The organism is Amnibacterium sp. (genome assembly GCF_036559085.1).
Taxonomy (GTDB): domain Bacteria; phylum Actinomycetota; class Actinomycetes; order Actinomycetales; family Microbacteriaceae; genus Amnibacterium.
This window is the reverse complement of sequence record NZ_DATBTU010000058.1, coordinates 38,833-50,217: the sequence shown is the minus strand read 5'-3', so window position 1 is coordinate 50,217 and position 11,385 is coordinate 38,833. Positions and strand designations below refer to the sequence as shown.

Below are 11,385 nucleotides of genomic sequence, written 5' to 3'. Positions count from 1 at the left end.
GTCCGGGAGTCCGCGCTCCGGCAGCGCCGGGCGGAAGTAGTTCCGCCGGAGACTGCCGACGCCGAGCACGCCGGATCGCCGGACGGTGGGTGCGTCAGCAGGAGCGCCGCAGTTCCGCGATGAGCCGCTGATCCAACAGCGGCACGATGCGCCTGCTGCGAGCGGACTTCGGCATTCTGGGCAAACGAGCCGCCCCTCCAGGCCTTGCAGCGTCTGCCGCACCTGGACCCGGCGCGTGACAACATTTTGACAACAACTGAGCGCATCACCCTGGCGTCGGGCTCTACCAACATCACTCCAAAGGCCCGGGATCATGCGCATTTTGTGCCCGTGCGGCGCGATTGTGGGCCTGGAACTAGGGTTCGAGTCCCTCCAGGGGCACGCTGTATCAGAGCTCGAGAAGCCCGGAATCCGCACGCGGCACGAGATCGCGGTCTCGACAGGCGTGACACCGCCCCCAGACCGGTAGACCGTCGCTCGCGATCAGCCGATCGTTGTCGAGCTCTGCCGCCTTCCCCGGTTCTGGCTCAGCGGTAGTGGTACCGCGCTTGCAGCACGACGAGATCGTCACCGTCCACGAGGTGGACGAGCCGATGCTCCTCGTCGATCCGCCGCGACCACGCGCCTTGCAGCACGTGGCGGAGCGCTTCCGGCTTGCCGATCCCTTCGGCAGGGGCGCGGAGCGCGTCCTCGATCAGACGGTTGAGGCGCTTGAGCACCGCGCGGTCGGTTCGCTGCCAGTACAGGTAGTCATCCCACCCGTTGTCCGTGAAGACGAGCCTCACGCCAGCTCGTGTGGCTGCGTCTCGGCCGTCCGGGCCTGCCGGAGGGACTCGAGGAGCCGCTCCGCGTTCGCCGGGGACCGGAGCAGGTAGGCGGTCTCGTTCAGGGCGTCGAACTCGGCGCGCGAGAGCAGTACCGCATCGCCGCGCTTCGACGTGATCTCGATCTCGATCCGGTCGTTGTTCACCTGCTCGATCAGCCCGAACAGGCCCTTGCGGGCTTCGGACGCCGTGATGGCCATGGCCCCTCCTTGTACCACAAATGGTACAACTCCCGGGTGGCCGGTGCTACCCCCCGAGCCCGCGTGGTGAAGGCCGAGGTCTCCCGGTTGCGATCAGCCTCACGCCGGCCCGGGGCTTAGGCTCCTGTCGTGGTCGATGTCACCATCGAGCGCTCGGTGCGGCAGATCCGCGTCCTCCGGTGCGTCGGCGCCTCCACGGCTGCGACGCTCGTCGCGCTGGCCTCGCACGTCGCGGCCGGGGGGACTCCGCCGCCCGCGCTGCTGGTGCTCGCCGTCTGCGTGCTCTCGTGGCTTCCCGGGCTGCTGCTCATCGGCCGGCGCCCGTCCCTGCTCGGCCAAGCGGCGACGATCCTGACCGCCGAGGTGGTTCTTCACGTGACCTTCGCGCTCGCAGCGGGCCCGGGCGCTGCGTCCCTCGTTCCGTCAGGCGGGGCCGCGATGAGGGGCATGCCGGGCATGGCTGCGCCGCCCATTCGCGCGATGTCGCCGATGTCCATGCCGTCCGCCGGCATGTGGGTCGCGCACGGTGTCGCGGCCCTGATCACGGTCCTCGCCTGGAATCGCGGGGAGGCCGCCTTCTGGGGCCTCGTGCGCGTCGGGGAGCGCCTCTCGAGGACCGTACTGGCCGATGTCGTCACCGCGATCCCGCTCGCCCGTCCGCTTGCGCGACCCGAGCCGCGGTCGTTCGACCAGCCGCCGGCACTGCACCTGCGACGTGCCCTGGCTGCATCACCTCGAAGAGGACCGCCGCTCCCTCCGCAGTTCTGATGCTTCGTCCGGGCCCTCGGCCCGGCTGCTTCCGTGCGCTGCGCACGACTCCTGCTGATCGAGCGGCCCCCTGGTCGCTGTCCCTTGTGAGGAACTCCCATGCCTTCGAAGTCCTTGTCCCGCGCCGGTCTCGCCGTCGCGGCGACCCTCGCCCTCGTGCTCGCCGTTCCGTTGTCGGCGAGCGCACATGTCCGCGTCTATCCGAAGCAGGCAGTCGCCGGCGCGGACGACACCCAGCTCACCTTCTCGGTCCCGACCGAGTCCGGCACCGCCACGACGACCAAGGTCGTGATCGACCTGCCCACATCGACACCGTTCGGCGACGTCTCCTACCAGCCGGTCGCCGGCTGGTCTGCGACGGTCGTGACGGGCAGGCTGCCCAAGCCCGCGAGGATCGACGGCACCACGGTCACCGAGGCGCCGACCCAGGTCGTCTGGACCGCTGACACCGGTACCAGACTGACCGGCGGTCAGTTCCAGGACTTCATCCTCAGCGTCGGCCCGATGCCGGATACGGGACGGCTCACGTTCCCGACGACCCAGACCTACTCCGACGGCAAGGTCGTGAAGTGGGCGGAGTCCGACACCGCGAGCGGAGCGAGACCGGACTTCCCGGCACCGGTGCTGTACGTCAACGACGCGCCGCCGGCCACCGAGCGTCTCACCTCGGACACGGTGGGGCTGAGCGCGCAGGCGCCGGCGCCGGCGTCGGACGTGACCGTCGCCCTCGTCGTCGCCCTCGTCGCGCTCCTCCTGGCCGTGATCGCGGTGGCGATGGCTGCAGCGACGATCGTGCAGGCCCGTCGAGCGCGGCGGCCCTGACGATTCGCCGCGGCCCTCACGACCTGGTGGGGGTCGCGGTCGCCGCGGCGGTCGTCGAGCAGGCGGCGGCCGACGCCGACTCGACTCGCGTGGGCTGCGACGTGCCGTCAGCGGACGACCTGAGACCGCCGTATCAGCAGCCGCCGCCTCGACTCGGCCGGACGGTCAGGAGCTGCAGCGGCCGACGAGCCGGAGCGGACGTCGACGGCGTGCTGCAGCAGGCGCTGCCTTCGCCGCCGGAGCAGACGCCGGTCTCGGGCAGCGTCAGCCGCACACGTCGCGCGGCCGCGTGGTCGCCCGCGAGCTCGTCGGCGATGGAGCGGACCTGCTCATAACCGGTGAGCAGCAGGAACGTCGGGGCACGGCCGTAGCTCTTCATCCCGGCCACGAAGAAGTTCGGCTCGGGCTGGGCCAGCTCCGCGACGCCGTGGGGCGGGACGGTGCCGCAGCTGTGCAGGTTGGGGTCGATGAGCGGCGCGAGCGCACTGGGTGCCTCGACGATGTCGTCGAGGGCGAGGCGGATCTCGCGGAGCATGTCGAGGTCGGGCTTGAAACCCGTGGCGCCGACGATCACGTCGGTCTCGATCGACACCGGCTCCCCGGCACGTCGGCCGTCGACGCGGACGGCACCGCCGGCCAGCTCGACGCGGTCGACCTCGAAGGAGTCGAGCAGCGTGATGCGCCCCTCGGCGACGAGGCAGGCGACCCGGTCGCCGAGCGCCGCCCGGTCCTGGAGCTCGTCGTCCGCGCCGGTGTAGACGCGCTTCGGGCCGGCGTTGCGGATGCCCCACACGACCTCGGTGCCGGGCTGCTGCCGGGCGAGGCCGGCGAGGGCGATGAGGGTGTTGGCGGCGGAGTGGCCGGCGCCGAGCACGAGGGTGCGCCTGCCGGCGAACCGGGCACGGTCACGCCCGAGGACGTCGGGGAGGGCGTGGCTGAGGTGCGGCCGGAGCGCGTCGAGGTCGACGGGGTCGAGGCCGGAGGCGAGGAGGCCGTTGGGGTTCCGATAGGTGCCGGACGTGTCGATGACGGCTCGGGCGAGCTCATCCCGCACGTTGCCGTTCTGCTCGACGCGGAGGACGAACGGCGCGTCGGCCCGACCGGTCGATCGGGTGCGGTCCATGCCCTGCCTGCTGACGGCTGAGACGTTGGCCGAGTAGCGGATGTGCGGGGCGAGCTGCGGCGTCGCCGCCAGAGGCTCGAGGTAGTCGGCGACGAGGTCGCGACCACGCGGCAGCACCTCCGGGTCGGGACTCGTCCACCCCTGCGCCGCCAGCAATCCCCTGGCTGCCTCGTCGATCACGTAGCGCCACGGCGAGAAGAGGCGGGTGTGGCCCCACAGCGCGATGGCGGACCCGGCGGACTCGCCGGCTTCGAAGACCACGAACGGCAGCCCTCGCCGGGAGAGGTGGGCCGCAGCGGCGAGTCCGACGGGGCCCGCGCCGATGATCGCGACCGGCAGTCCGGCGAGCCGATCCGGTGCCGTCTCGGTCGGTGCCGACAGGGTGAGGGTCACGGGTGCTCCTTCAGTGCTGCGAAATCATCGATCGCTGTCGATGCACGCACAATACATCGACCGTCGTCGATCTATGCGACACTTGGCCGGTGACGTCAGCCCTGGAGATCACCGCGACCACGGATGCGGCCTGCTGCACGCCGGGCACCGGCGGCATGGCCTCCAGCGCGGCGACGGATCTTGCTCGCACGCTGAAGGCGTTGGCGGACCCGGCGCGGCTGCGGCTGCTGTCCATCGTGGCGGCGTCCGAGGGCCAGGAGGCGTGCGTCTGCGACCTCACGGATCCGATCGGCCTGGCGCAGGCGACGGTGTCGTACCACCTGAAGACGCTGACCGACGCGGGCTTCCTGACCCGGAGCAAGCGGGGCACGTGGGCGTACTACCGGCTCGTTCCCGAGGCGCTGAACGCCGCCGGCGCTGCCGTTTCCGCTCTCTGACGCGCCACACGGGCGCCCTACACTGCCGACGACCGACCCGTCCGACCGAGGGAGCACCGTGGCGAAGCCGACCGTCCTGTTCGTCTGCATCCACAACGCCGGCCGCTCCCAGATGGCGGCGGGCTACCTGCGGGCGCTCGCCGGCGACCGCGTCGAGGTGCTCTCCGCGGGCAGCGAGCCGAAGGACCAGATCAACCCGGTGGCCGTGCAGGTGATGGCCGAGGACGGCATCGACATCACGGGCGAGGCGCCGAAGGTGCTGACGACGGAGGCGGTCAAGGATTCGGACGTCGTGATCACGATGGGCTGCGGGGACGCCTGCCCGATCTTCCCGGGGAAGCGGTACGAGGACTGGGAGCTCACGGATCCGGCGGGACGCCCGGTCGAGGAGGTCCGGCCGATCCGCGATGACATCAGGGCGCGGGTCTCCGCGCTGCTCGAGGAGCTGGTTCCCGCATCCTGACGCCGCCCGGTCAGCCTCGGCGGATCGCCGGCACACCGATCTGGTCGAGGAGGTGCAGGACGCGGCGTTCGATGTCGTCGCGCCCGGCTCGAGCCGCCGGACCACGCGACCGCCTGGTCCCCGGCGTATCGCTCGAAGAAGCCGAACCCCATCTGCGATCGGCCGGCGTTGTGCACGCAGAGGAACAGCACGGTCACGGCCGTGCCGCTCATAGCGGTGATCCTGTTCAGCTCGCGACGATGCGAGGGGCGAGGTCGCCGATCCGGCGAGCGATGTCGTCGAACGCGGCGTCGAACGCGGCGTCGGTGCCGACCCGGACGGGATCCGGCACCGACCAGTGGAGTCGACTGCGGGCACCGAGCTCCTCGTGGGCGTTGTCGCAGACGGTGATGACGAGATCCCCATCGGAGAGAACCTCCTGCAGCCCCCGAGGACGGGCTTCGTGGAGGTCCAGTCCGCGCCGATGGGCGACCGCGACGGCGCCGGCATCGATCGACTCGGCGGGGTGGGTGCCGGCCGACGCCGCGGGAACGCTGCTCGCCGTCGCCCACAGCTCAGCGGCCAGGTGGGAGCGGGCCGAGTTGGCCGTGCAGACGAAGACCACCCGGGACGCGGGCTGCGCCCGACCGGGGACGAGGCCGTCGAGGGCATCGCGCACGAGGTGGACGTAGGTTCGCCGCTTGTCCGCCTCCGACCTGCCGCGCGCGACGAGACCGGCGCGCTCGAGAACGCCGAGATGATGCGCGAGGAGGTTCGAGGGCGCCTCGAGAGCGGCCTGCAGCTCGCTCGGCGCGAGGTCTCCGAGCGTCAGCATGTCGACGATCCGGATGCGCGTCGGATCCGACAGCGCGGCATGCTTCGCGGCCCGTCGATCGAGCTCGTCATTCAACTCGACGTTCATTGAGTCAATGTTGACTGAGTGAACTGTCGCCCGTCAAGATGACGGGAGATGAACGACTCCATCCGGCGCTCCACCGGCCACACCGCTCCCCTGCCTCGCCGTCTCCTCGCCGAGCTCCTCGGCACCGGACTGCTCACCACGGTGGTGATCGGCTCGGGGATCGCTGCGCAGCGGCTCTCCCCGTCGGATGTCGGCCTGGAGCTGCTGGAGAACAGCACCGCGACGGTGCTCGGCCTCGCCGTGCTGATCCTGACCTTCGGGCCCGTCTCCGGCGCGCACCTCAACCCGGTGGTGAGCGCCGCCGACTGGTTCGTCGGCCGAGCCGCCGGCGCCGGGCTGCCCCTCATCGAGTTGGGCTGGTACGCCCTCGCGCAGATCGCGGGCGCCATCGGCGGCGCCGTCCTCGCGGACGCGATGTTCGCCGCCCCGGTCGCCATCTCCCAGACGCAGCGCGCGACCACCGGCCATCTGCTCGGCGAGGTCGTCGCGACCGCGGGACTGATCCTGCTGATCTTCGCGCTCGCCCGGTCAGGGCGCGGGACGGCCGGCGCCGCGGCCGTCGGTGCCTACATCGGCAGCGCCTACTGGTTCACCAGCTCCACCTCGTTCGCGAACCCCGCCGTCACCATCGGGCGGATGTTCACCGGCACCTTCGCCGGCATCGCGCCTTCGTCGGTCCTGCCGTTCATCGCGGCCCAGGTCGCCGGCTGCGCCGTCGGCGTCGCCGTCCTCCTCGCGCTCCACCCCGCCGCGTCGGCCACTGCGGACGACGTCGTCGTCCCGGCCGCCGAGCCGCTCGAATCCTGACCCCGTCCCCGAAAGGCCACCCTCATGCACCTCGTCGCGATCGGCGGCAGCGATGCCGGCATCTCCGCCGCGCTCCGCGCCCGCGAGCTCGACCCCACCGTGGACGTGACCGTCGTCGTCGCGGACGCCTATCCGAACTTCTCCATCTGCGGGATCCCGTACTACTTCTCCGGCGAGGTCAGCCCCTGGCAGTCCCTCGCGCACCGCACGCACGCCGACCTCGAGGCCACCGGCATGCGCCTGCGCCTCGACACGCTGGCGACCGGCATCGACGTGCCCGGCCGGCGCCTCACCCTCCGCGACCGCACCGGCGACGAGTCGGCGCTCGACTACGACGAGCTCGTCGTCGGAACCGGCGCCCTCCCATCCACGGCCGGGATCTCGGGGCTCCAGGACCTCGGCCCCGAGGACGGCGTCCACGTGCTCCACTCCATGGGCGACACCTTCGCGCTCGACCGGTTCCTCGAGTCCGCCCGGCCCGAGACCGCGATCATCGTCGGCGCCGGCTACGTCGGCCTCGAGATGGCCGAGGCGCTCACCGTGCGCGGGCTCGTGGTCACGCAGCTGCAACGCGGGCCGGAGGTGCTCTCGACGCTCGACCCCGAGCTCGGCGCCCTCGTCCACGCCGAGCTCACGCGCCACGGCGTCGACGTGCGACCGGACAGCCGCGTCACCTCGATCGCCCGCGCCGATCGTGGCCTGGCCGTCGCGGGCATCCGCCAAGGCGAGCCGTTCACCGACGTCGCCGACGTCGTGCTGGTGGTCGTCGGCGTGCGCCCGAACACCGAGCTGCTCGCGGACGCCGGCGCGCAACTCGGTGCGGGCGGCGCAGTGGTCGTCGACGAGTCGATGCGCACCGGGCTCCCGCACGTCTTCGCCGCCGGCGACGGCGTCGTCACCCAGCACCGCCTGCTCGGCGTCACCTACCTGCCGCTCGGTACCACCGCGCACAAGCAGGGCCGCGTCGCGGGCGAGAACGCCCTCGGCGGCTCGGCCCGGTTCACCGGGAGCCTCGGCACCCAGGTGGTGAAGGTCTTCGATCTCGTCGCCGCCCGCACCGGCCTCCGTGAGCACGAAGCGATACCGGCAGGCTTCTCGCCCGTCAGCTCCACCGCCGTCGCCGACGACCACAAGGCCTACTACCCGGGCGCCCAGCCGATCAGCATCCGGATCACCGGCGACGAGCGGTCGGGCCGCCTCCTCGGCGCGCAGCTCGTCGGAGCCCGGGGCACCGAGACGGCGAAGCGGGTCGACACGTTCGCCACCGCGCTGCACCACGGGATGACGGTCGCGGAGATCAGCGACCTCGATCTCTCCTACACGCCGCCGCTCGGTTCCCCTTGGGACGCCGTGCAGATCGCGACCCAGCGCTGGGAGCGCGACCGCCGCCTCGCTGCGGCCGGCGTATGAGCCACCCAGCCGTTCGGATGCACGGCTCCTGCGACCCGCCGACGCCGGCCTCGAGTCACTGCGAGGGGTCGAGCATCGATCGGAGCCGCTCGGCGAATGCCGCCGGTCGCCCCGCGTAGGGTCCGTCTCCCCCGACGAATCCTCCGTGGTGGCTCGGAAACACGACGGCGCGCTGCCCGAGCAGCGCGGCCATCGCCTCACTGGTCCGCGCCGTGAACGTGCCTGCGGACTCCTCCCCCACGGCGATGACCACACGGGTCGGCGCGGCCAGCAGCGCAGCAACATCGGGGCGGAACGCCATGACGGCCGCGGACCCGCTGAACAGCGGGTCGTCGCGCCGTCCGTCATCGACGTCGGCGAATCCGAACTCGGAAGGAGAGGGAGCAGGGCGCTCGAAGTAGTCCGCGGTGAGCTCCCCCTGCCACATGTTCATGGCGAGGAAACGCGCCATGCCCGCGCTCCATCCGCGCGCCTGATACTCGGCGACCACATCGGCGAACGCACGGTGGACGGCATCCTCATCAGGGAGGACGGATGCGAGCGGGGGTTCGTGAGCCACAAGGGTCGCCACGTCGTTCGGATGCGCGGCGACCAGCGCGAACGCCGCGACGGCCCCACCGCTGCTTGCGAACACGTCGACCGGACCCACGTCGAGCGCCCCGATGATGCGGTGGAGATCGGCACCCTGGACGTCGGGGTCGGCGTCCACGCCCCCGTCCCGCCGTGTACTGCGGCCGAGTCCCCGAGGGTCGTAGGTGACGACGGCCCGGTCAGGGAACCGATCGGCCAGCGCGGTGAACCCTGAGGCGTCCATCGGTTGCCCGATCAGCAGCAGGGGCTTCTGGTCGGGAACGGGCTCAGGGCCGCGGACGTCATAGACGATCGTGGCGTCATCGAGCACGATCGTGCGGGTCTCGAACATCGTTCCTCCTCGCCGGACCGAGCCTAGGGAGCCCGTCGCACCGACAACAGCCGTCGCGCGGGCCAGGCTCGAGCTCGGGCGCTGAGCGGCGTGTCACTTCGGAGCGTCTTGGGACGTGCTCGACAGGCTCACCGCCATGACGACTGCCACGCCATTGAGCGCGACATCTGCCGCCGGCCGGACGATGCTGAACAAGGTGCCCGAGGTCACCGTCTTCTTCTGGGTGATCAAGGTGCTCTGCACCACCGTCGGCGAGACCGTCGCCGACTTCCTCAGCACCAACCTCAACTGGGGGCTGACGGGCACGACCGCGTTCATGGGCGCGCTGCTCGCCATCGTCCTGGTTCTGCAGTTCCGCTCCCGCCAGTACCAGGCGGCGATCTACTGGCTCGCGGTCGTGCTGCTCAGCGTCGTCGGCACCCTGATCACCGACAACCTCACCGACAACTTCGGCGTCCCGCTCATCACCACGACCGTGCTCTTCTCCGTCGTGCTCGCGGTCGTCTTCGCCATCTGGTTCGCCGTCGAGCGGACCCTCTCGATCCACAGCATCACCACCACCCGCCGCGAGGCGTTCTACTGGCTGGCGATCCTGTTCACCTTCGCCCTCGGCACCTCCGCCGGCGACCTCGCCGCGGAGAAGCTCGCCCTCGGATACCTGCCCTCGGCGCTGATCTTCGCCGGCGCCATCGCGATCATCTTCGCCGCCCACAAGCTCATGAAGCTCAACGCGATCCTCGCCTTCTGGCTGGCCTACATCCTGACCCGGCCCCTCGGCGCATCCCTCGGCGACTTCCTCTCCCAGGCACGCACCGACGGCGGCCTCGGACTCGGCACCACCGCCACCAGCGGCATCTTCCTCGCCGCGATCCTCGCCCTCGTGACCTACCTCAGCGTCACCGGCCACGACCGAACCATCACGCGCGCCCCCTACACCGGCATCGCCTTCGACTGAGCGTCCACCCCGCCGCTCCCACCCGTCCGGTGCACGAGGCCCTGTTCACTCGTGCACCGGACTTCTCTCCTCGCGATAGCGCCGATCCGGCGCGACGTTCCGAGCCGAGCGGCACGGGGAGTTCCGGCCGATACCGTGTGTCCCGACACGAGACGGGACGCCCGATGACGCACGCCGCGCGCACAGTGACTGTTGCAAGGCCCATCGAGGACGTGTTCGCGTTCCTCGCCGACGGGATGAACGAGCAGCGGTGGCGTCCGGACGTCACGAGCGTTCGCCTGGCGTCCGGGTCCGGCGTGGGGGCGGTCTGGGCGCAGACCATGCGGGGGCCCGCAGGTCGATCCATCCGTGGCGACTACCGCATCACCCGCCTCGACGAACCCACCCTCATCGCCTTCGAGGTCATCGCCGGACCGGCTCGTCCCACCGGCAGCTTCGCACTCGTCGCGCTCACGCCGACCTCCACGGAGGTGACCTTCACGCTCGACCTCGTGCCGCGCGGCCTCATGCGGCTCCTCGGACCGATGATCGCGAAGCAGGTCGCCAAGGAGGCCGACGCCATCATGAACGTGCCCGCCGCCATGGAGGGCTGAGCGCGCCCTCACCGCGCTCACGGCGTCGCCGCCGGTCGACCGTGGAGCGGCGGACGCCGGTCGCTACTCCCGCACCAGCGAGCGCCGCAGCGCGACCTCGTCGAGGATGACGAAGGCCCCGCCGGACCTCGTCACGGCCCCCTCGGCGGCGAGTGCGCTGAGCGCCCGGTTCACGGACTCCCTGGTCGAGCCGACCAAACCGGCGAGGGTGGTCTGCGAGAGCTTCACCGGCAGGCGCACGCCCGCAGCAGTCCGGATGCCGTACTCGTCCGCCAGCTTCAGCAGCTGGTAGGCGACCCGGCCGCGGATGTCGTGGAACACCAGCTGCCCGAACAGCACCGACTGGGACACCGCCATCCGGCTGAGCGCCTCCAGCATCCGCCGCAGGGCCGGCGGATGTCGTTCCAGGAAGCGCAGGAGGGGCTCCTTCGGCAGGCTGAGCACGCGGCAGTCGGCGAGCGCGATCACGGACACGACGCGCTCTCCGTGTTCGAGGAAGAGCGCCGGCTCACCGAAGCTCTGCCCGGCAAGGATCAGCTGGGTGACGACCTCCTCCCCGACCTCGTCGGCGTAGACGGTGTGGAGCTGGCCGGTGAGCAGGAACCACAGATCGCTCGCGGGATCCCCCGCCCACCAGAGGTGCTCCCCCGCGAGCCGGTGGTGATCTCGGAGGAACGGAGCCAACTCGAGCACCTGGCCGACGGCCAGGTCCTGCAGCGGCGCGCAGCGGTTCAGCGTGTGCAGCTCGGCATCGGACAGGTCCACCC

General features: G+C 71.2%; 14 protein-coding genes. 8 read left to right on the top strand and 6 right to left on the bottom strand.

The genetic code is table 11. The annotated features are described in order from the left end of the window. Positions 1–527: 527 nt before the first annotated feature. Together VIG76_RS10650 and VIG76_RS10645 are read right to left on the bottom strand one after the other, a co-directional pair. Complete coding sequence (locus tag VIG76_RS10650) at positions 528–785, bottom strand: Txe/YoeB family addiction module toxin (RefSeq protein WP_331953899.1); 258 nt, start codon at positions 783–785, stop codon at positions 528–530. Continuing rightward, positions 782–1,024, bottom strand: a complete 243-nt coding sequence (locus VIG76_RS10645) for a type II toxin-antitoxin system Phd/YefM family antitoxin (RefSeq protein ID WP_331953897.1) — start codon at positions 1,022–1,024, stop codon at positions 782–784. The genes VIG76_RS10650 and VIG76_RS10645 overlap by 4 nt, the downstream gene beginning before the upstream one ends. 129 nt (positions 1,025–1,153) lie before the next feature. On the opposite strand from VIG76_RS10645, the gene VIG76_RS10640 reads away from it, so the two are divergent. Together VIG76_RS10640 and VIG76_RS10635 are read left to right on the top strand one after the other, a co-directional pair. Further along, complete coding sequence (locus VIG76_RS10640) at positions 1,154–1,792, top strand: hypothetical protein (RefSeq protein WP_331953895.1); 639 nt, start codon at positions 1,154–1,156, stop codon at positions 1,790–1,792. A 99-nt stretch (positions 1,793–1,891) separates the two neighbouring features. After that, positions 1,892–2,614 (top strand): YcnI family copper-binding membrane protein, encoded by a 723-nt coding sequence (locus tag VIG76_RS10635; RefSeq protein WP_331953893.1) that lies wholly within the window; start codon positions 1,892–1,894, stop codon positions 2,612–2,614. Positions 2,615–2,747: 133 nt separating this feature from the next. Here VIG76_RS10635 and VIG76_RS10630 read toward each other — a convergent pair whose 3' ends face one another. Next, complete coding sequence (locus VIG76_RS10630; RefSeq protein ID WP_331953891.1) at positions 2,748–4,130, bottom strand: NAD(P)-binding domain-containing protein; 1,383 nt, start codon at positions 4,128–4,130, stop codon at positions 2,748–2,750. 89 nt (positions 4,131–4,219) lie between these two features. Here VIG76_RS10630 and VIG76_RS10625 point away from each other — a divergent pair, with 89 nt between their 5' ends. Both VIG76_RS10625 and VIG76_RS10620 read left to right on the top strand, forming a co-directional pair. Beyond that, positions 4,220–4,567, top strand: coding sequence for an ArsR/SmtB family transcription factor (locus VIG76_RS10625; RefSeq protein WP_331953889.1), 348 nt, complete (start codon positions 4,220–4,222; stop codon positions 4,565–4,567). A 112-nt stretch (positions 4,568–4,679) separates the two neighbouring features. Next, the gene (locus VIG76_RS10620; RefSeq protein WP_414640635.1) at positions 4,680–5,030 is read left to right on the top strand and encodes an arsenate reductase ArsC; all 351 of its coding nucleotides are present in this window, start codon (positions 4,680–4,682) and stop codon (positions 5,028–5,030) included. Between the two features lie 226 nt (positions 5,031–5,256). Here the strand turns inward: VIG76_RS10620 and VIG76_RS10615 are convergent, their stop codons facing one another. Then, the gene (locus tag VIG76_RS10615; protein WP_331953885.1) at positions 5,257–5,931 is read right to left on the bottom strand and encodes an arsenate reductase/protein-tyrosine-phosphatase family protein; all 675 of its coding nucleotides are present in this window, start codon (positions 5,929–5,931) and stop codon (positions 5,257–5,259) included. 48 nt (positions 5,932–5,979) lie between these two features. Here VIG76_RS10615 and VIG76_RS10610 point away from each other — a divergent pair, with 48 nt between their 5' ends. After that, on the top strand, positions 5,980–6,738 hold the full coding sequence (locus VIG76_RS10610) for an aquaporin (protein ID WP_331953883.1): 759 nt from the start codon (positions 5,980–5,982) through the stop codon (positions 6,736–6,738). Between the two features lie 24 nt (positions 6,739–6,762). Continuing rightward, positions 6,763–8,148 (top strand): FAD-dependent oxidoreductase, encoded by a 1,386-nt coding sequence (locus VIG76_RS10605; protein ID WP_331953881.1) that lies wholly within the window; start codon positions 6,763–6,765, stop codon positions 8,146–8,148. Between the two features lie 55 nt (positions 8,149–8,203). Here VIG76_RS10605 and VIG76_RS10600 read toward each other — a convergent pair whose 3' ends face one another. Then, a complete protein-coding gene (locus tag VIG76_RS10600) occupies positions 8,204–9,070 on the bottom strand; it encodes an alpha/beta fold hydrolase (RefSeq protein WP_331953879.1) in 867 nt (288 codons plus the stop codon). Positions 9,071–9,206: 136 nt separating this feature from the next. On the opposite strand from VIG76_RS10600, the gene VIG76_RS10595 reads away from it, so the two are divergent. Next, positions 9,207–10,025 (top strand): COG4705 family protein, encoded by an 819-nt coding sequence (locus VIG76_RS10595; protein ID WP_331953877.1) that lies wholly within the window; start codon positions 9,207–9,209, stop codon positions 10,023–10,025. A 164-nt stretch (positions 10,026–10,189) separates the two neighbouring features. Next, positions 10,190–10,618, top strand: a complete 429-nt coding sequence (locus VIG76_RS10590) for an SRPBCC family protein (protein ID WP_331953875.1) — start codon at positions 10,190–10,192, stop codon at positions 10,616–10,618. Between the two features lie 63 nt (positions 10,619–10,681). Here VIG76_RS10590 and VIG76_RS10585 read toward each other — a convergent pair whose 3' ends face one another. Further along, on the bottom strand, positions 10,682–11,383 hold the full coding sequence (locus tag VIG76_RS10585; protein WP_331953872.1) for a Crp/Fnr family transcriptional regulator: 702 nt from the start codon (positions 11,381–11,383) through the stop codon (positions 10,682–10,684). Between the last annotated feature and the right edge of the window lie 2 nt (positions 11,384–11,385).